This window comes from Acidovorax sp. IB03 (assembly GCF_016406015.1).
Taxonomy (GTDB): Bacteria; Pseudomonadota; Gammaproteobacteria; order Burkholderiales; family Burkholderiaceae_C; genus Acidovorax; species Acidovorax temperans.
Genome location: NZ_JAEFCH010000040.1, coordinates 1 through 18,288 on the forward strand (window position 1 = coordinate 1; position 18,288 = coordinate 18,288).

General features: G+C 61.4%; 18 protein-coding genes. 9 read left to right on the forward strand and 9 right to left on the reverse strand.

The window, feature by feature from the left end; all coding sequences use genetic code 11:
• Positions 1-172: 172 nt before the first annotated feature.
• The 4 genes from IHV84_RS17055 to IHV84_RS17070 all read left to right on the forward strand — a co-directional run bounded on the left by IHV84_RS17055 (position 173) and on the right by IHV84_RS17070 (position 5,016).
• A complete protein-coding gene (locus IHV84_RS17055; RefSeq protein WP_198847750.1) occupies positions 173-490 on the forward strand; it encodes a pyrimidine/purine nucleoside phosphorylase in 318 nt (105 codons plus the stop codon).
• A 27-nt stretch (positions 491-517) separates the two neighbouring features.
• Positions 518-1,855, forward strand: a complete 1,338-nt coding sequence (gene argG, locus IHV84_RS17060) for an argininosuccinate synthase (RefSeq protein WP_066692268.1) — start codon at positions 518-520, stop codon at positions 1,853-1,855.
• Between the two features lie 259 nt (positions 1,856-2,114).
• A complete protein-coding gene (locus tag IHV84_RS17065; protein WP_066695622.1) occupies positions 2,115-2,627 on the forward strand; it encodes a hypothetical protein in 513 nt (170 codons plus the stop codon).
• A gap of 7 nt (positions 2,628-2,634) precedes the next feature.
• Complete coding sequence (locus IHV84_RS17070) at positions 2,635-5,016, forward strand: ATP-binding protein (protein ID WP_198847751.1); 2,382 nt, start codon at positions 2,635-2,637, stop codon at positions 5,014-5,016.
• Here IHV84_RS17070 and murB read toward each other — a convergent pair.
• Complete coding sequence (gene murB / locus IHV84_RS17075) at positions 5,013-6,086, reverse strand: UDP-N-acetylmuramate dehydrogenase (protein WP_198847752.1); 1,074 nt, start codon at positions 6,084-6,086, stop codon at positions 5,013-5,015. The genes IHV84_RS17070 and murB overlap by 4 nt on opposite strands.
• 69 nt (positions 6,087-6,155) lie before the next feature.
• Between murB and IHV84_RS17080 the strand changes: the two genes are divergently transcribed.
• Genes IHV84_RS17080 through IHV84_RS17090 form a run of 3 tightly spaced genes read left to right on the forward strand, consistent with a single transcriptional unit; the run spans position 6,156 to position 8,374 of the window.
• Positions 6,156-6,641, forward strand: coding sequence for a YajQ family cyclic di-GMP-binding protein (locus IHV84_RS17080; protein WP_044395451.1), 486 nt, complete (start codon positions 6,156-6,158; stop codon positions 6,639-6,641).
• Positions 6,642-6,694: 53 nt separating this feature from the next.
• Positions 6,695-7,342 carry a TIGR02281 family clan AA aspartic protease gene (locus IHV84_RS17085; RefSeq protein WP_198847778.1) on the forward strand — a complete coding sequence of 216 codons (648 nt, stop codon included), beginning with the start codon at positions 6,695-6,697 and terminating at the stop codon, positions 7,340-7,342.
• Between the two features lie 6 nt (positions 7,343-7,348).
• On the forward strand, positions 7,349-8,374 hold the full coding sequence (locus tag IHV84_RS17090) for an HD-GYP domain-containing protein (protein ID WP_198847753.1): 1,026 nt from the start codon (positions 7,349-7,351) through the stop codon (positions 8,372-8,374).
• Positions 8,375-8,417: 43 nt separating this feature from the next.
• Here the strand turns inward: IHV84_RS17090 and plsY are convergent, their stop codons facing one another.
• From plsY to IHV84_RS17130, 8 genes are all read right to left on the reverse strand, one after another.
• On the reverse strand, positions 8,418-9,047 hold the full coding sequence (gene plsY / locus IHV84_RS17095; RefSeq protein WP_198847754.1) for a glycerol-3-phosphate 1-O-acyltransferase PlsY: 630 nt from the start codon (positions 9,045-9,047) through the stop codon (positions 8,418-8,420).
• A 47-nt stretch (positions 9,048-9,094) separates the two neighbouring features.
• On the reverse strand, positions 9,095-9,586 hold the full coding sequence (locus tag IHV84_RS17100) for an aminoacyl-tRNA deacylase (protein ID WP_044395447.1): 492 nt from the start codon (positions 9,584-9,586) through the stop codon (positions 9,095-9,097).
• A gap of 159 nt (positions 9,587-9,745) precedes the next feature.
• On the reverse strand, positions 9,746-10,807 hold the full coding sequence (locus IHV84_RS17105; protein ID WP_198847755.1) for an aldo/keto reductase: 1,062 nt from the start codon (positions 10,805-10,807) through the stop codon (positions 9,746-9,748).
• 242 nt (positions 10,808-11,049) lie between these two features.
• The gene (locus IHV84_RS17110; protein ID WP_198847756.1) at positions 11,050-11,769 is read right to left on the reverse strand and encodes an ABC transporter ATP-binding protein; all 720 of its coding nucleotides are present in this window, start codon (positions 11,767-11,769) and stop codon (positions 11,050-11,052) included.
• Positions 11,766-12,524: an ABC transporter ATP-binding protein gene (locus IHV84_RS17115; protein WP_198847757.1), complete on the reverse strand. Its 759-nt coding sequence runs from the start codon at positions 12,522-12,524 to the stop codon at positions 11,766-11,768. The genes IHV84_RS17110 and IHV84_RS17115 overlap by 4 nt, the downstream gene beginning before the upstream one ends.
• Positions 12,521-13,486: a branched-chain amino acid ABC transporter permease gene (locus IHV84_RS17120; protein WP_233100097.1), complete on the reverse strand. Its 966-nt coding sequence runs from the start codon at positions 13,484-13,486 to the stop codon at positions 12,521-12,523. The genes IHV84_RS17115 and IHV84_RS17120 overlap by 4 nt, the downstream gene beginning before the upstream one ends.
• Before the next feature lie 21 nt (positions 13,487-13,507).
• Positions 13,508-14,428 (reverse strand): branched-chain amino acid ABC transporter permease, encoded by a 921-nt coding sequence (locus IHV84_RS17125; protein WP_198847759.1) that lies wholly within the window; start codon positions 14,426-14,428, stop codon positions 13,508-13,510.
• Positions 14,429-14,539: 111 nt separating this feature from the next.
• Entirely contained in the window at positions 14,540-15,757 is a 1,218-nt protein-coding gene (locus tag IHV84_RS17130; RefSeq protein ID WP_198847760.1) for an ABC transporter substrate-binding protein, read from the reverse strand.
• A gap of 251 nt (positions 15,758-16,008) precedes the next feature.
• Here IHV84_RS17130 and IHV84_RS17135 point away from each other — a divergent pair, with 251 nt between their 5' ends.
• Together IHV84_RS17135 and prfB are read left to right on the forward strand one after the other, a co-directional pair.
• The gene (locus tag IHV84_RS17135) at positions 16,009-16,911 is read left to right on the forward strand and encodes an alpha/beta fold hydrolase (protein WP_198847761.1); all 903 of its coding nucleotides are present in this window, start codon (positions 16,009-16,011) and stop codon (positions 16,909-16,911) included.
• 267 nt (positions 16,912-17,178) lie between these two features.
• Positions 17,179-18,283 (forward strand): peptide chain release factor 2 gene (prfB, locus tag IHV84_RS17140; RefSeq protein WP_198847762.1). Its coding sequence is split into 2 segments (ribosomal slippage): positions 17,179-17,259 and positions 17,261-18,283, totalling 1,104 coding nucleotides; the frame shifts between segments, so codons are not numbered across the junction.
• The last annotated feature ends 5 nt before the right edge of the window (positions 18,284-18,288 follow it).

The following is an 18,288-nucleotide window of genomic DNA, read 5'->3' on the forward strand; positions in this document are numbered from 1 at the left end:
GCTTCCAAATTCCCAACGAAAAAAATGCCAGTCAGCTCTTAACTGACTGGCATTGCCCTTTGTGGGGCTTTTCTCATTCGGCAGACACCTTTCACACCTCAGCGTCGCATCAACCGTCGTTACATGGATTGACTGCCCTAAAATCGAAAGTTGTCCTCACTTGCTCACGACCATGACCACCCAAACTCTCGACGGTGTGACCGTCAACACCCAAGCCAATGTGTACTTTGACGGTAAATGCGTGAGCCACGGCATTACGCTGGCAGATGGCACGAAGAAGTCCGTGGGCGTGATCTTGCCTTCGACCCTGACTTTCAATACAGGCGCAGCAGAAATCATGGAATGTGTTGCGGGCTCATGCGAGTACAAGCTGGATGGCACCGATAACTGGGTGAAATCCACTCCTGGCGAAAAATTCAGCATTCCTGGCAACTCGAAATTCGACATTCGGGTGACCGAGTCGTATCACTACATTTGCCACTTCGCCTAACCCCTCTCATCGAACCTGATTCCTTACATGGCAACCATTCTTCAACACCTTCCGATTGGTCAAAAAGTCGGTATCGCATTCTCTGGCGGGCTGGACACCAGTGCAGCCCTGCACTGGATGAAGCTCAAAGGCGCGGTACCTTACGCCTACACAGCCAACCTGGGGCAGCCCGACGAGCCCGATTACGAAGCCATTCCCCGCAAAGCCATGGAATACGGCGCCGAGCAGGCACGCCTGATCGATTGCCGCCTGCAATTGGCACATGAAGGTATTGCGGCTCTGCAAGCTGGCGCCTTCCACATCTCTACTGGCGGGCTGACCTACTTCAATACCACCCCACTGGGTCGTGCGGTGACAGGCACCATGCTGGTGGCGGCCATGAAGGAAGATGATGTCAACATCTGGGGCGACGGCTCCACCTTCAAGGGCAACGACATTGAGCGTTTCTACCGCTATGGCCTCTTGACCAATCCATCGCTGCGTATTTACAAGCCCTGGTTGGATCAGTTGTTCATCGATGAACTTGGCGGCCGTGCTGAAATGTCTGCATTCATGACCAAGGCAGGCTTTGGTTACAAGATGAGCGCCGAAAAAGCCTACAGCACCGACAGCAACATGCTGGGGGCCACGCATGAAGCCAAGGATCTGGAATTCCTCAATAGCGGCATTCGCATTGTGAACCCCATCATGGGTGTCGCTTTCTGGAAGGACGAGGTTGAAGTCAAGCGCGAGGAAGTTTCCGTGCGTTTTGAAGAAGGCCAGCCCGTGGCACTGAACGGCGTCGAGTTCTCTGATCCCGTAGAACTGATCCTTGAAGCCAACCGCATCGGCGGCCGCCATGGACTGGGCATGAGCGATCAGATCGAGAACCGCATCATTGAAGCCAAGAGCCGTGGAATTTACGAAGCTCCAGGCTTGGCCTTGTTGCACATCGCCTACGAACGCCTGGTCACAGGCATCCACAACGAGGACACGATCGAGCAGTACCGCATGAACGGCCTGAAACTGGGGCGCCTGCTCTACCAAGGCCGCTGGTTCGACCCCCAAGCCATCATGCTGCGCGAAACAGCCCAGCGCTGGGTTGCACGAGCAATCACGGGTACGGTCACGCTCGAACTGCGCAGAGGTAACGATTACTCCCTGCTCAACACCGAGAGCCCCAACCTGACCTACGCGCCAGAACGCCTGTCGATGGAGAAGGTGGAAGATGCTCCGTTTTCTCCGTTGGACCGCATCGGTCAACTGACGATGCGTAACCTGGACATTTCCGACACCCGCGGCAAGCTCGGGGTTTACTCACGTGCCGGCTTGCTGCTGCCAGGATCGCAAAACGATTTGCTCACCCTGACCGCCAGCAAAGATTAAAAGCTAGGCCTTATTGCTGCCTATAGCCGTCCTCAGGGGCGGCTTTTTTTTAGGCTCTGTCACCTATTCGTGTTGATGAAATTCTGTCGACGAGCCGCGAGCCAAGCGCTGGCGTGGGTTTCAGGCGAAGACGCCGAATCTCATCTGGCAGAGGACACCAACACGTTCAGGTGACAGAGCCTTTTTTAACCAAAACAATCATTTAAATCATTTTTAACATAGAATTCACCATCACTTTTCCTCTCATGAGAGGTCATCTATGCACATCATCTCTTTTCTATCCCGCTGGATCGCCCGGATCACAGCCCTTACCTTGGTCACCGCCCCCGCATGGGCCTTGCAACCCCCTGCAGGCGAAGTCATCCTGACGATATCGGGAAAAATTGGTGAAACCAACCGGGACAACGTCGCGGTTTTTGACTTGGAGATGCTGCAAAAGCTTCCCCAACAAACTTTTGTCACGAAAACCCCGTGGGACAAAAAGCCAACCAAGTTCACCGGCCCACTGCTGCGTGACGTTCTGGCGGCAGTGAAGTCCAGCGGAAAAACACTGACAGCATTGGCACTGAATGACTATAAAACGACCATTCCTGCCGAAGATGCGAACCTGTTCGACGTCATCGTGGCTCACAAGATCGACGATATGGCGATTTCAGTGCGCACCAAGGGCCCGCTTTTCATCATCTATCCTTTCGATTCCAAGCCTGAACTGAAGGCGTCGAAATACTATGGCCGCTCCGCCTGGCAGCTCAAGTCCATCAAAGTCGAATAAAAGTTTCATGCCTGCCCGTCGCAACAACCGGCGCTACCTCTTATGGCTGGCGCTAGGCACCACATTCATGGCGGCGGCCATGGCGGTGCTTTTGGCGCTGCAGGTAACGCAACAGCGATCAATTCGCAAAAGCAGTGATCTGCGAAGTGACTCCATCACTGCGCTCGCATTCCAGCTAGAACGGGAGTTTTTACGTCTTAGGCAGGCCCTGGAACTTCATGCACAAAGCGAAGTGCCTAAGCCCTTGAACGAGCTTCGCTTGCGCAGCGATATCTTCGCTAGCCGTTTTCAGGTGATGCATGACACGCCCAGCACCACGGCCCTCCATGAGCAACGCGCGTACATGGAGACCATGCCGCGGCTCGAAGCGCTGGTGACTCGGATAGATCAGTTGCTGGGCAGTGACAAGGCACCCAGCCAAAAAGAATTTCAGCAACTGGTCGAAGAGTTCAACGGACTCGGCCCTGACGTGCAGGAGTTGACCATGGCCGCCAATCGCCATGTCTCCTCCTTGCTGGAGGAGCAGGAGTCCACCATGTTGACGCAAAGCGGTCACATCATGGTGTTGATCGTGGCTCAATTGGTCATCCTGCTGCTGGCTGCGGCAGCATTAGCATGGCGCCAATACCGGCAGGAAAAAGAACGCCAGGCTCTGCAACGACTAACCGAAAGTCTGCAGGCAGCTAATGCAGCAGCAGAGGAGGCGAACAGGGGCAAGAGCCAGTTTTTGGCAAACATGAGCCATGAGTTGCGCACGCCCTTCAACGGCGTTCTGGGCATGCTCACTTTGCTGGAGAGAACTCACCTGGATTCCAGCCAAAGGGAATACGTTCACACGGCCCGCCATTCGGCAGATCACCTGCTATCGCTTCTGAACGATATTTTGGACGTTTCGGCGATGGAGGCGGGAAAGATGAGCATTCATCCCGTTCCGGTTCACTTGCCACCTCTGCTGGAAGGCATTGAGAAGCTCATGCGACCGCTCGCCCAGCAAAAAGGCTTGGGGTTCGCTATGGAATTAACGAACGACCTGCCCTCGTGGGTGGAAGCAGATGGAACGCGGCTCCGGCAGATATTCTTGAATCTGGTCACCAACGCGATCAAGTTCAGCGATGCAGGCACCGTCGCCGTCAAGGTAGGCAGGGATGAAAAAGCCGTTCCAGACCAAGCTAACACCTACCCTCTGCGCCTGGACGTGGTGGATGAGGGAATTGGTATGGATCACGCAACCCTCACAAAGCTTTTTGAACGTTTCGCCCAAGGAGATGCAAGTACATCCCGGCGCTTTGGGGGCACCGGGCTCGGACTGGAAATATCCCGCAACCTCGCGCGAAGAATGGGTGGAGACATCAAGGCGCACAGCATTTTGGGCCAAGGCAGCACCTTCACGGTGACGTTACCTCTGGCATTGGCAGCGCCTCCGAAACTGCCCGTTTCACTCGGCCAGCCTCGCACTCCGGCGGCGTCCACTTCTGAGCTGGCTGGGCTGGATATCCTGGTGGCGGATGATCAAATGGTCAATCGCAAATACATGGGTGCACTGCTATCCAGCATGGGGCATGTGCCCCGATTCGCAGAAAACGGCGAACAAGCCGTTGCTGAGGTTCAGAAAAAACCACCTCAGTTGGTGTTCATGGATTTGCACATGCCCGTCATGGATGGGTTTGAGGCGACCCGAACACTGCGTCAATGGCCTCAACACAAGGCCTTGCCCATCGTGGCATTGACCGCCGATGTCTTTGCACAAACCCGTGAGAAAGCCACTGAAGCAGGCATGACGACGTTCATCGCCAAGCCAGTGAGCGTAGACACCATTCAATCGCTGCTGTCAGAAATGTTTGCTGCACCAGCTACAGATAACACCCTCCCAGCCCCTTCAGCGCCCACCATCAAAGAAACAACGAGCAACACGACGCCTCTGACATCGCAGCAGCCGGCAACCGCCCCGCCACAAGCTAAACGCACTGCGCGCAGGCGCTTCAAATCCGGGGATGTCACTTCGCACATTGACATGGTGATGGTGGGTGAAGTTTGCGTGGGAGTGACGGTGCAAGGCTACCGCTCACTTCTGCAGGGTTACTTCAGCGACGAGTCCGGTAGTCTGGACGCCTTGCTGCAGGCCATGGCAAAGGGCACCCAAGAGACATTGCAAGCAGCAGCCCACGGGTTCAAGGGCGCATCCTCGAACCTTGGATTTTCAAAGTTGGCGGCGCTGGCGTTTCACCTGGAAAAAGGGGAATACCCACCGGAAGGCAACACACTTGAGCAACTGCTCGATGCATGGGAGATGACCCATGCGCTGTGCTTGCGAATGGGACTGACCGACGTAGAGGCCGTGCAGGCAAGGCACAGCAAGCAGCCCAAAGATGCCAGCGCAACCGCAGGCTAGACCACGACGGGCTCGGGCTCCAAACGAATGCCGAAACGCTCGTACACGCTGGTCTGGATGGCCTTCGCCAGCGTCATGACTTCGCCTCCCGTCACGCTGTCCTGCACCGTACCGCGATTGACGAGCACCAGCGCCTGTTTTTCATAGACACCTGCCTTGCCGATAGTCTTGCCACGCCAGCCGCAGGCATCGATCAGCCACCCAGCCGCCAGTTTGACCGAGCCATCGGGCATGGGGTAGTGAACAATTCGCGGCTCTCGGGCAATGATGTCAGAGCATTGCTCGGGGGTCACCGTGGGGTTCTTGAAGAAACTCCCGGCGTTTCCCAGCACCGCAGGGTCAGGCAGCTTCGCACGGCGGATTTCACACACCCAATCGAAAATTTGTTGTGCCGTGGGGGACTCGATACCCGCCTCGGCACGCCGACGTTCCAGGTCCAGATATCCCAACTCGGGCTTCCACGGCCGAGGCAAACGAAAGCGCACATGCGTGATGACCGCTCGGCCCGCCAAGCCCAAGGGCTGCACGCCTTCCCGCTCAATGGGCGTGACAGGCGCGCCATGCTTGAAGACTGAGTCACGGTATCCAAAAGCGCATTGCTCCGCAGTGAGGGTGAACACCTGGCCGGTGGCCATATCTACCGCATCCAGCGACTCGAATCGGTCTTGCAGCTCCACGCCATAGGCGCCGATGTTTTGCACTGGCGATGCGCCCACCGTTCCGGGAATCAGCGCCATGTTTTCCAGACCTGGGTAACCCTGGCGCAGCGTCCAAGCCACGCAGTCGTGCCAAGCCTCTCCAGCCCCAGCCTCGACAATCCAGGCTTTGGCGGTTTCCTCGACCAGACGAAAACCCTTGATCTCCATCTTGAGCACGGTGGGTTTGACATCCCCCGTCAGCACAATGTTGCTACCGCCTCCCAACACAAAGAAAGGAGCTTGACTCAGCGCGAGATCGCTACGCGCTTGCAACAGATCTGCCACCTCGCGAATGCGAACCAGATTCAACGCACGGGCTGCGATACCGAAGGTGTTCCAAGGCTGTAAAGGGACGTTTTTCTCGACTACCATTGCCACGATTGTCGCATTGGGCCCTGCCCTGGCGATCTTCCCGTATTGCTTAGCCCGTGAGAGCCCGTTATGCCATCCTTTGACACCGTTTGTGAAGCCAACCTCGTAGAAGTAAAAAACGCCGTGGAAAACACCGTCAAGGAAATCTCCACACGCTTTGACTTCAAAGGCACCGCTGCCAGCATTGAGATCAAGGACAAGGAAATCACCCTGATCGGTGATGCCGAGTTCCAACTCACACAAATTGAAGACGTACTGCGCAACAAACTCACCAAGCGCAACGTGGACGTGCGCTTCCTCGACAAGGGCGACGTCCAGAAGATGGGTGGCGACAAGGTCAAGCAGGTCATCAAGGTGCGCAACGGCATCGAGAGCGAATTGGCCAAAAAGATTCAGAAACTGCTCAAAGAGAGCAAACTCAAGGTTCAAGGCGCCATTCAAGAGGACAAAGTGCGCGTGACCGGAGCCAAACGCGACGACTTGCAAGCCGCCATGGCCTTGATTCGCAAAGACGTGGCGGATGTTCCGCTGTCTTTCGACAACTTCCGCGATTGATTCGCCGTTCTGGGCGTGCTGGCAGAGCCTCACTGTCTGGAGATTGAAACGTGCTGTACCACGCCCGCCCGTACGCCATAGCGCTGCTGCTGACCGCACTGGGCACCGGGGCGGCTCAGGCACAGACGGCCGTGGCACTGGCAGGCATTCTTGGAAGCAAGGCACTGTTGGTGGTCAATGGCAGTGCGCCGCGTGGTATTGCCGTGGGCGAAACCCACCAGGGCGTGCGAGTGATCTCTGTCGAGAAAGAGCAGGCCCTGGTCGAGGTAGACGGGGCTCGACGCTCCTTGCGGCTGGGGGAGGCCCCAGTGAGCGTGGGTAGCCGGACTGGAGGTCGGCGGGTTGTCTTGATGGCGGACGCGCGCGGCCATTTCATCAACACCGGCATGATCAACGGCACGCGCATGCAATACATGGTGGACACCGGGGCTTCCACCGTCGCCATTGGCAAGCCCGATGCCGACCGCATGGGACTGCAGTACACCAAAGGCCAACCGGTGCAGATGAACACCGCCAATGGCGTAGCCCAGGGCTGGCTGATTCGGCTGGATTCGGTCAGGATCGGTGACGTAGAGGTGTACGGGGTGGAGGCAGTGGTCACACCGCAAAGCATGCCTTACGTCCTGCTTGGCAATAGCTTGCTGGGCGCCTTCCAAATGACCCGCACCAATGACCAGCTGGTGCTGGAAAAGCGCAACTGACCCCACATGGCCATCCCTCTGCCCGCGGCAAAGCAGCACGAAGGCGAGTACGAAGACTTGCTCAGCCTGTGGTCTGACCTGGAAACGGCGCTGTCGCTGCTGCTCTCCAAACCCTTGCTGATCCACGACTTCCCGGGAAAGCTTCGCCAGCTGGATGTGTGGTTGCAGGATCTGGTCGCCCACGACAACGACGCGGCGCTGTACCTGATGTTTCAGCTGGCGGCCACGTCAACAGCCAGCTACAGCGCCTCACACGCTCTGGTGTGTGCAACGCTGTGCCACATCCTCGCCCAGGAGCTGAAGCTTCCAGCCGCAGAGCGAGACAGCCTGGTGTGCGCAGCGCTGACCATGAACATCGGCATGACCGCGTTGCAAGACCAGCTAGCGCAGCAGCGGGAAAAGCCGACACCGCAGCAGCAGGAAGCCATCCAAAATCACCCCCTGCAAAGCCAGGCGCTGCTGGCGCGGCTGTTCATCACAGACCCTTTGTGGCTGGACGTGGTGGGTCAGCTCCATGCACATATTTCAGACCGGATACCGCTGGAATCGCAGACACCCCCCGATCGACTGACACGCATTCTCGGAACCATCGACCGGTATGCTGCAATGATCAGCCCCCGCAAGTCCCGAGCCGGGCGCAGCGCCACCGATTCGGTGCGAGCCATTGTGGGACAGGAGGTGGAGCAGAACGACGAAGTGAGCTACGCACTGGTGCGGGCCATCGGCTTGTGCCCACCAGGCACTTTCGTGAAGCTCGACAACGGTGACACGGCGATTGTTTTGCGCCGTAGCGAAAAGGCCAATCACCCCCTGGTGGCCAGCCTGCTGGACGGGGCAGGCAACCACCAGGCCAAACCCCTGCTGCACCCAACAGCCCAGGGCAGACCACGCATACAGTCTGCGCTGGCCCGCTCGGCGGTGACTGTGGAACTCAACCACCGCACCATGGTGCGGCTCGGGTTGTATGCCGCCCAGCACAACATCGGCATGCTCAGCCTGGTCACCACGCCTGCCACGCTGGGGCTGCACTGAGGCGCGCCAGCCGCACTGATGCCCGCGTGCTCGGACCTTCCGACTACTTCTTTGACTTGCCCAGCTTGGACTCCTTGCCTTCCAGCAAGCGCTTGATGTTCTCGCGGTGGCGCCACACCAGCAACATGGCCATCACGGCAATGGCTGCGGCAATGCTTTGCTCTGCATACCAGACAGCCCCATCCACCAGCAGATAGAACACCGGTGCAAATACCGCTGCCACCAGTGACGCCAGCGAGGAATAGCGAAAGAACACCGCGATCAGCAGCCAGGTCACGGCGGTAGCCAACCCCAGCCATGCATTGATACCCACCAGAACTCCCAGGGCCGTCGCAACACCCTTGCCGCCCTGAAAGCGGAAAAACACGGGCCACAAATGTCCCAGGAATGCGGCCAAACCCACCAGAGCGATGGTTCCCTCTTCCAGGCCATAGGGCTTGCCAAACCAGTACACAAGCACCACGGGCAGCCAGCCCTTCACGGCGTCCAGCAGCAGAGTCACCACAGCAGCGACCTTGCTGCCCGAGCGCAGCACATTGGTTGCCCCAGGGTTTTTGCTGCCGTAAGTACGTGGGTCACTGAGCCCCATCACGCGGGTGACGATGACTGCAAACGACAGCGAGCCCAGCAAGTAGGCAGCCACGGTGGCTAAAAGGGGATACACGGCGGTCAAAACAACTCCTTGGATAGATTCGGTACGGGCACGCCCGCATGCGGCGGCTATTCTGCCAGTGCGCACTGCACGGGCCGTGCACCCAGCAGCTCGACGCACACGCGCGGGTCGATCTGCACCAGAAAGCCTCGGCGCCCGCCGTTGATGGCGATGCGCGGCAACCCCAGAATGCTCTCTTCGATGTAAACCGGCATGTCACGTCGGGTGCCGAACGGAGACGTGCCCCCCACCAAATATCCGCTGTGGCGGTTCGCCACCTCGGGGGCACAAGGCTCCACCGACTTGGCACCAATCTGGCGGGCCAGGTTTTTGGTGGACACCTTGCGGTTGCCGTGCATCAGCACCACCAGCGGCTTGGCATCCTGGTCCTGCATGATCAGTGTTTTGACCACCATGAACGGGTCGAGCCCCAGCACCGCAGCGCTGTGCTGGGCACCGCCATGCTCCAGGTACTCGTAAGGATGCTCGGTGTAGGCCACCTTGTGGGCCTTGAGCAACTGGGTGGCGGGGGTTTCGGAAACGTGTTCTCTCTTGGCCATGGTGCAAAACAGGGTGACTCTCGATGGTAACCATCCCCGGCCTGAATCGCGAGGCGCATTTACCTTCGGCCACCGAATGAATCTTCTTGGCTAGCGCCATCAAAAAGGGCAACCCCAGGGTTGCCCTTTTGCGTTGATAGAGCCTCATCGGCGCCCGAGTCACAGCGCCGGGTCGCGCATCTCCCAGCGAATCGCATCAATCGCCTGCAGCACCTCTGGCGACAGCGTGGTACCCCAGGCGTTCAGGTCTTCGTCCAGCTGCGCCAGCGATGTCACGCCGATGATGGTGCTGGCCACCTGCCACTTGGTGTAGCAGAACGCCAGCGCCATCTGCGTGGGCGTGAGGCCGTTGTCGCGCGCGAGCTGGTTGTAGCGGCGGGCGGCGGCCAACGACTCGGGGCGGCCCCAGCGCTGCTTGCGCACCGATTCATAGCGGGAAATGCGTGCGCCCTGGGGGGCCCCTGCGTCGGTGGGGGCGTGCTCGTCGTACTTGCCTGTCAGCAAACCAAAGCCCAGGGGCGAATAGGCCAGCAGCGACACATTCAGGCGGTGACAGGTTTCGTCGAGTGCGTTTTCCCAGGTGCGGTTGATGAGGCAATAGGGGTTCTGCACCGTGGCCACGCGCGGCAGGCCGTGCTGCTCGGCCAGGCGCACAAATTCGTGCACGCCATAAGGTGTCTCGTTCGACAGGCCGATGGTGCGCACCTTTCCCGCCTTCACCAGCTTGGCCAATGTTTCCAGCTGCTCATGGATGGGTGTTTGCGAAGTTTCTTTGGCCGGGTCGTAGTACAGCGTGCCAAAGGCGGGCACATGGCGCTCAGGCCAGTGGATCTGGTAGAGGTCGATCACATCGGTCTGCAGGCGGCGCAGGCTGCCTTCGCACGAGGCAATGATGTCCGCCGATGTCATGCCCTTGCCTTCGCGCACCCAGGGCATGCCACGCGAAGGGCCAGCCACCTTGGTGGCCAGCACCAGCTTTTGGCGGGCACCGGGGTTCTTGGCAAACCAGTTGCCGATGATGGTTTCTGTCGCGCCAAAAGTCTCGGCCCGTGCGGGCACCGAATACATCTCGGCCGTGTCGATGAAGTTGACGCCGCGCGCCAGCGAGTGGCTGAGGATGGCGTGGGAATCTGCCTCGTTGACCTGCTCGCCAAACGTCATAGTGCCCAGGCAGATGGGGGTCACGCGCAGATCGCTCTGACCCAGTGTGATGTGTTGCATGCGGTACAAACTCCGAAGGCAGGCGCCACTTGCGGTGCAGGCAACGCCCAGGGGAAGAAGAAACACCGGGGCAAGAGCCCACCCGCGGCGGCAGACATCGTACAAGCGATTGCGCCGGGCTGCAGGCGATGGGCCTTGTCAGCGCCTCTGCAATAGTTTGAATAAAAAGTGGCTCCAGCGCTTATAAAACAAGCGCCACCAGCTATATATTTAATAGCAAATCAACTACAGCACCCCGCGCCTCACACCGCCAAATAGCGCTCCCACAGGCGGCGGTCGGCATTGAGCGCGGTAGAGTCCCCTTCCCACACCAGCCGCCCGCGTTCCAGGATGAGATGGCGGTCGGCCAAGTCCATGAGGCGGTGCACGTACTTGTCCACCACCAAGATGGTCTGGCCTGCGGCTTTCAGGGCGGCCAGGCAGCGCCAGATTTCCTCACGGATCACGGGGGCCAGCCCCTCGGTGGCCTCGTCGAGGATGAGCAGCCGCGGGTTGGTAGACAGCGCGCGGCCAATGGCCAGCATCTGCTGCTCACCGCCCGAGAGCTGGCTGCCCAGGTGGTGCTGCCGCTCTTTGAGGCGGGGGAACACGCCGTAGATGCGCTCCAGGTCCCACACATCGCTCAGGCCGTTGCGCCGGTCGGCAAAAGCCACCAGGTGCTCGCGCACGGTGAGGTTGGGAAACACGTGGCGCCCCTCGGGCACGATCGCCAGGCCCATGCGGGCTATTGCATCGCACGGCAAGCGCGCCGTGGGCTGGCCGGCAAAGTGGATGCTGCCTGCCGTGGGCCGCAGCGCCCCCACCAGCGCTTTGATGGTGGTGCTTTTGCCCATGCCGTTGCGGCCCAGCAGCGACACCACCTCGCCCGCAGCAATCTGCAGGTGGATGCCGAACAGCACCTGGCTGGCGCCGTACCCGGCCTCCAGGCCCTGGCAACTCAACAAGGGCGGTGGCACGCTCATTCAGGGGTCTCCAGCGTTTCGGTGCCCAGGTACACGGCCTGCACCTCGGCGTTGTTGCGAATGGCGTCGGGGGTGCCGCTGGTCAGCACGCGGCCATACACCAGCACCGAGATGCGGTCGGCCAGGCGGAACACGGCGTCCATGTCGTGCTCGATGAGCAGCACGGCCATGTCGCGTCGCAGGGTGTCGATCAGCTCCACCATCTGCAGCGATTCGTCAGGCCCCATGCCGGCCATGGGCTCGTCCAGCAGCAACAGCTTGGGCGTGGCCGCCAGCGCCAGGGCGACGTCGAGCGTGCGCTGGGCGCCATGCGGCAGTGCGCCCGCCAGTCCGTTCAACTGGTGCTGCAGGCCCACCCGCTCGGCCAGTTGCTCAGCGCGTTCGTACAAGCCATGCGCGCTAGCGCGGGGCTGCAAGAACCGGAAGCTGGAGCCGCTATGCGCCTGCACGGCCAGTACCAGGTTGTCGCGCACGCTCTGGTTTGGAAAAATGCGCGTGACCTGGAAGCAGCGCGACAGGCCCAGTGCCACCCGCCGGTGCATGGGCAGGTGGGTCAGGTCTTGGCCGCCCAGGACGATGCGCCCGGCGTCTGGTGCGAGCAGGCCCGAGATCTGGTTCACCAGCGTGGTCTTGCCCGCCCCGTTGGGGCCAATGAGCGCGTGGATTTCGCCCGGCTCTACCGAGAGGCTCACATGGTCCGTGGCCAGCAGGCCACCAAAGCGCTTGACCAACCCTTGCACCTGAAAAAGGCTCATGGCTTGCTCCTGGCCCACAGGTCACTCAGCGCCGCCAGCCCCTTGGGGGCATAGAGGGCGGTGGCAATCAACAGCAGGCCCAGCGGCATGTGCCAGTGGCTGGTGTGCAGCTTGAGCGCCTCTTCCAGCGCCAGCCACACGGCCGCGCCCACCGGCCCGCCCCAGCGGCGGCCCAGGCCGCCAATGATCACCATGACGATGAGCGTGGCCGACTGCGTCCAGTGCATCATCGACGGGCTGACAAAGCTGTTCCCCGTGGCCAGCAGTGCACCTGCCAGCCCGGCAATGGCCCCGGCCACCACAAAGGCCGTGAGCTGCAGCAGGTACACCGGGTAGCCCAGTGCCCGCATGCGGATTTCATTGTCGCGAATGCCGACCAGCGCGGTGCCAAAGCGCGAACCCGCGGCCCGGTCCAGCCACCACAGCAGCGCGGCAACGATGGCCAGCACCACCCAGTACAGCGTTGCCTCATCAGCCATCTCCAGCCCCATGCCCAGCGCGGGCCGCGCCATCAGCGTGTAGCCATCGTCACCCCCATAGCTGCGCAGCGACACGAAGACGAAGTACAGCATCTGCGCAAACGCCAGCGTGATCATGATGAAGTACACGCCCTTGGTGCGCAGTGAAATCGAGCCAATGACCAGCGCCGCAAACGCCGCGAGCAGCGCTGCCGCAGGCCACATGACCCAGGCCGAGGCGAACCCGGCATCGCTGAGCAGCACCACCGCATAGGCTCCCACGCCCATGAAGCCCGCGTGGCCCAGCGCCACCATGCCGCCAAAGCCCATGATGAAGTTCAGGCTGGCCGCAGCCAGCGCCACCACCAGCACACGGCGCACAAAGCCGATGTAGAAATCAAGCCCCAGCGCCGCAGCCACCGGGGGAAACAAGGCCAGCGCGAGCAGGATGGCCAGGGGCCAGGCGGCGGCTTTCCAGCGCGAGGGGGAAGTCGAGGAAGACAAGGTCGCCTGCATAAAAACGGCTCAGGCTTTCGCAGAAAACAGCCCCGCAGGGCGAAAGGCCAGCACGGCGGCCATCAGGGCGTACATGGACACCTCGGCAAACAGCGGCCCCAGGTCGGCCGCCAGGGCCGGGGGCAGCGTCGCGCGCAGCAGCAGGGGCAAAAAGGCGCGGCCAATCGTGTCCACCAGCCCCACCAGCATCGCCGCCACAAAGGCCCCGCGCACCGAGCCAATGCCGCCAATGACGATGACCACCAGCGCCGGAATCAAAATCGACTCGCCCATGCCCACCTGCACAGCCACCAGCGGTCCCATGAGCGCTCCGGCCAGTGCCGCCAGGGCTGCGCCCAGCACAAAAATGCCACTGAAGATGCGCGTGACGCGGACACCCATCAGCTCGGCCATCCAGCGGTTGGACGCGCCCGCGCGCACCAGCATGCCCACCCGGCTGTGGTTGACCAGCAGGTACAGCAGCAGCGCCACCAGCACCCCGGCGCCCAGCACCAGCAGCCGGTACGAAGGGTATGGCAGGCCCGCAAACAGCTCCACAGGCCCGGCCAGCGCCGCCGGGGCGGAAGCCATCACCGGCGAGGGGCCCCAGATCATCTTCACCGCGTCGTCCGCCACCAGAATGACGCCAAACGTGGCCAGCACCTGCGCCAGGTGGTCACGCCCATACAGGCGGCGCATGAGCGTAACTTCCAGTAGCGCCGCCACTGCGGCCGTCACCACCACCGCCACACCCACCGCCAGCGCAAACGAACCCGACTGCACATGCACCTGCGCAGCCACGTACGCCCCCACCATGAACAGCGAGCCGTGCGACAGGTTCAGCACGTCCATCACGCCGAAGACCAGGGTCAGGCCGGCGGCAATCAGGAACAGCATGAGCCCGTAGCCCGCACCGTTGAGCAGTTGCTCAAAAACAAGAATGGCGTTCATGGCAAGGCGGCGGTGCGCGAAAAGGAAGGCACGTCCATGCAAAGGTCGCGGCGCTGGGTCATAGAGAAAGGCGGGGCGGGCGAGACAGGCTTACTTGATTCAGGGCCAAGCTCACTTCAGCTTGCACTGCGCGGCGTACGCGTCGCCGTAGTTCTCCAGCACGGTACGGATGGTCTTGTTGGTCACGCGGCCTTCGGCGTTTTTGCCGATGCTGCGCAGGTAAAAGTTCTGCACGGGAAAGTGGTTGTTGGCGTAGCGGAAATTGCCGCGCACCGACGGGAACTGCGCCTTGGCAATGGCCTTGGTCAGCGCTTCCTTGTCGCTGACCTTGCCGCCTGTGGCTTTCACGGCAGCGTCCATGGCCATGATCACGTCATAGGCCTGGGCGGCGTACAGCGAGGGGTAGCGGCCACCGTATTCCTTGCGGAAGGCGGCCACGAAGGCCTTGTTGGCAGCGTTGTCCAGGTCGTGCGCCCAGTGGGTGGTGTTGAACAGGCCCAGCATGGGCTCGCCCACGGCACCAATCACGTCTTCATCCGACGAGAAACCGCTGGTGACCAGGGTGATGTCCTTGGACAGACCCGCCCCTACGAACTGCTTGATGAAGTTGATGCCCATGGCGCCGGGCAGGAAGAAATACACGGCATCGGGCTTGGCAGCGCGCAGCTGGGCCAGCTCGGTCGCGTAGTCGATCTGCCCCACCTTGGTGTAGATCTCGTCGGCCACCTGGCCCTTGAACTTGCGCTTGAAGCCGGTGAGCGAATCCTTGCCCGCGGGGTAGTTGGGGGCGATCAGCACCATGCGGCCAAATTTCTGGTCTGCAGCAAACTGGCCGGCGGCTTCGTGAAACTGGTCGTTCTGGTAAGCCGTGCCGAAAAAGTAGGGGTTGCACTGCGCCCCTGCCAGCTGGCTGGGGCCTGCGTTGTTCGACAGGTAGGGCACCTTGGCGGCAAACAGCGTGGGCGCTACGGCCAGTGCCACATTGCTGGCAATGGGGCCGGTGAACAGGTCGATCTTTTCGCGCTGCACAAAGCGGTCTATCAGTTGCTTGGCCTGGTCGGGGCTGCCCGCCATGTCGGTCTGCACAAACTCTGCGGGCTGGCCGCCCAGCTTGCTGCCCAGTTGCTTGATGGCCAGCGCAAACCCATCGCGTGCCTCGGCGCCGGGGCCGGCAAACGGGCCCGACACATCCAGCGCCACCCCCACCTTGATCGGCGAGCCTTGGGCGTGGGCGGGGGCGCTGGCGAATGCAGCCAGCGTGGCCCAGGCCGTCAGGTGCGCCGTGCGGCGCAGCGTTGCAACGCAGAGAGAGCGGAAAAGGGGTGCCATCTTCAGGTCCTATCGGGAGAATGTGAAACGTGAGCGAGACGCGGATGCTACAGCCCTCCAAGAACCTGACTGGGCGCAGCAACCTGCCGAAATGCGGGGGGCGGGGCATGGGGCGAGAAGCCAGGCCGGGCGGCACGCCGCCAGACTCCTAGGTGACAGCCGCCCCGCCCGGCCTTGCGGCGGTGCGCCGTAACATTGGCGCAACCCCATATCACCCGCGCCACGCAGCCCTGCACCGAGTTTTCCGCCCCATGTACCAGCCCATCCACCCTCTGCGCAGCAGCACCCTGCCCCTGCGCCGCCTCACCTACCACGTGAACCACTGGGGCCCCGAGCAAAGCCCCCTGCCCCCGCTGGTGCTGCTGCATGGCTGGATGGACGTGGGCGCCTCGTACCAGTTCACGGTGGATGCGCTGCGCCAGCAGCGGCGCATTCTGGCGCCCGACTGGCGCGGCTTTGGGCAGACCAGCACGCCGCAGGCCGACCACTATGTGTTTGCCGACTACCTGGCAGACCTGGACATGCTGCTCGACCATTACGCCCCCGGCCAGGCCGTGGACCTGGTGGGCCACAGCATGGGTGGCAACGTGGCCATGATGTACGCGGGTGTGCGGCCCGAGCGCATTCGCCGCCTGGTCAACCTGGAGGGCTTTGGCATGCCCGCCACACGGCCGGCGCAGGCGCCCACGCGGTACGCCCAGTGGATCGATGAGATCAAGCAACTGCACCAGGGCGAAAAAACCCTGAACACTTACGACGACGCCAGCGGGGTGGCCCGCCGCCTGATGAAGACCAACCCCCGCCTCACGCAGGACAAGGCCGAGTGGCTGGCACAGCACTGGGCGCGGCCCAATGCCCAGGGCCGGTGGGAAATCCTGGGCGACCCGGCCCACAAGGTGACCAGCGCCCAACTGTTTCGCGTGGACGAGACGCTGGCCCTGTATGCCCGCATCACCGCCCCGGTGCTGGCGGTGGAGGCCAGCGACGACAGCCTGGGCCAGTGGTGGAAAGAGCGCTACAGCCTGGACGAATACCACGAGCGCCTTACCCATGTGCCCAACTGCCGCGTGGCCGTGGTGCAGGACGCGGGCCACATGCTGCACCACGACCAGCCCGAGGCCGTGGCACGGCTGATAGAAGAGTTTCTGGACTGAGGCGTGCCTGCGATATTGAGGGAAAAATGCCTCCAAGCCAATTGGTAAAAGCGCAAGCAGCTATTAAATAAATAGCAAATTCTTGAATCCCCAGGGAAATCAGGTACGCCGTGGGCGGGCCGTCTGAGCCAGTCCGGCGGGCGGGTTGCAGCACCGCCCCGCAAGCCCACGGCCTTGGCTATCCCCGTGTTCTTCGAGGAGATCAGCCCTTGGGGCGTCCCGTGAGAAAATCGCCGGTTATTTCACAGAACACACAGGATACGCACCATGGACGCAGAACGCATCAACCTCATCGGCACCACCCTGGCGGACCTGGCCACCCGCACGCAAGAGTTACGGAGGTATCTTTGACTTCGATGCCAAATTCGAACGTCTGAGAACCGTCAACGCATCGCTCGAAGACCCCTCGGTCTGGAACGACCCCAAGAAGGCCCAGGAACTGGGCAAAGAACAAAAGTCGCTCTCCAGTGTGGTCGTCACCCTGGACAAGCTGACCCGCGAGCTGGCCGACAACGCCGAGCTGTACGAGATGAGCAAGGAAGAAGGCGATGAAGCCGGCCTGCTCACCATCGAAGCCGAAACCGACAAGCTGCGCCCGCTGATCGAAGAGCTGGAATTCCGCCGCATGTTCAGCAACGAGGCCGATCCACTGAACTGCTTTGTGGACATCCAGGCCGGCGCCGGTGGCACCGAAGCGTGCGACTGGGCCAGCATGCTGCTGCGCCAGTACCTCAAGTACGCCGAGCGCAAGGGCTTCAAGGCCACGGTGGAAGAAGAAACCGCGGGCGACGTGGCGGGCATCAAGAGCGCCACGATCAAGATCGAAGGCGAATACGCCTACGGCCTGCTGCGCACCGAAACCGGCGTGCACCGCCTGGTGCGCAAGAGCCCGTTCGACAGCTCGGGCGGCCGCCACACCTCGTTTGCCTCGCTGTTCGTCTACCCCGAGATTGATGACTCGATCGAGATCAACATCAACCCGGCCGACGTGCGCACCGACACCTACCGTGCCTCCGGCGCGGGCGGCCAGCACATCAACAAGACCGACTCGGCCGTGCGCCTGACGCACATCCCCACCGGCATCGTCGTGCAGTGCCAGGACGGCCGCAGCCAGCACAGCAACCGCGACGTGGCCTGGCAGCGCCTGCGCAGCCGCCTGTACGACTACGAAATGCGCAAGCGCCAGGAAGAGCAGCAGAAGCTGGAAGACACCAAGACCGATGTGGGCTGGGGCCACCAGATCCGCTCGTACGTGCTGGACAACAGCCGTATCAAGGACTTGCGCACCAACGTGGAAGTTTCGGCCACGCAAAAGGTGCTGGACGGCGACCTCGATGTGTTCATCGAGGCCTCGCTCAAGCAGGGCGTGTGATGCGC

Excerpts from the sequence above, each read along its gene's own strand:
- IHV84_RS17055 (WP_198847750.1), top strand. The coding sequence starts at position 173 with ATGACCACCCAAACTCTCGACGGTGTGACCGTCAACACCCAAGCCAAT.
- argG (WP_066692268.1), top strand. The coding sequence starts at position 518 with ATGGCAACCATTCTTCAACACCTTCCGATTGGTCAAAAAGTCGGTATC.
- IHV84_RS17065 (WP_066695622.1), top strand. The coding sequence starts at position 2,115 with ATGCACATCATCTCTTTTCTATCCCGCTGGATCGCCCGGATCACAGCC.
- IHV84_RS17070 (WP_198847751.1), top strand. The coding sequence starts at position 2,635 with ATGCCTGCCCGTCGCAACAACCGGCGCTACCTCTTATGGCTGGCGCTA.
- murB (WP_198847752.1), bottom strand. The coding sequence starts at position 6,086 with ATGGTAGTCGAGAAAAACGTCCCTTTACAGCCTTGGAACACCTTCGGT.
- IHV84_RS17080 (WP_044395451.1), top strand. The coding sequence starts at position 6,156 with ATGCCATCCTTTGACACCGTTTGTGAAGCCAACCTCGTAGAAGTAAAA.
- IHV84_RS17090 (WP_198847753.1), top strand. The coding sequence starts at position 7,349 with ATGGCCATCCCTCTGCCCGCGGCAAAGCAGCACGAAGGCGAGTACGAA.
- IHV84_RS17100 (WP_044395447.1), bottom strand. The coding sequence starts at position 9,586 with ATGGCCAAGAGAGAACACGTTTCCGAAACCCCCGCCACCCAGTTGCTC.
- IHV84_RS17105 (WP_198847755.1), bottom strand. The coding sequence starts at position 10,807 with ATGCAACACATCACACTGGGTCAGAGCGATCTGCGCGTGACCCCCATC.
- IHV84_RS17110 (WP_198847756.1), bottom strand. The coding sequence starts at position 11,769 with ATGAGCGTGCCACCGCCCTTGTTGAGTTGCCAGGGCCTGGAGGCCGGG.
- IHV84_RS17115 (WP_198847757.1), bottom strand. The coding sequence starts at position 12,524 with ATGAGCCTTTTTCAGGTGCAAGGGTTGGTCAAGCGCTTTGGTGGCCTG.
- IHV84_RS17125 (WP_198847759.1), bottom strand. The coding sequence starts at position 14,428 with ATGAACGCCATTCTTGTTTTTGAGCAACTGCTCAACGGTGCGGGCTAC.
- IHV84_RS17130 (WP_198847760.1), bottom strand. The coding sequence starts at position 15,757 with ATGGCACCCCTTTTCCGCTCTCTCTGCGTTGCAACGCTGCGCCGCACG.
- IHV84_RS17135 (WP_198847761.1), top strand. The coding sequence starts at position 16,009 with ATGTACCAGCCCATCCACCCTCTGCGCAGCAGCACCCTGCCCCTGCGC.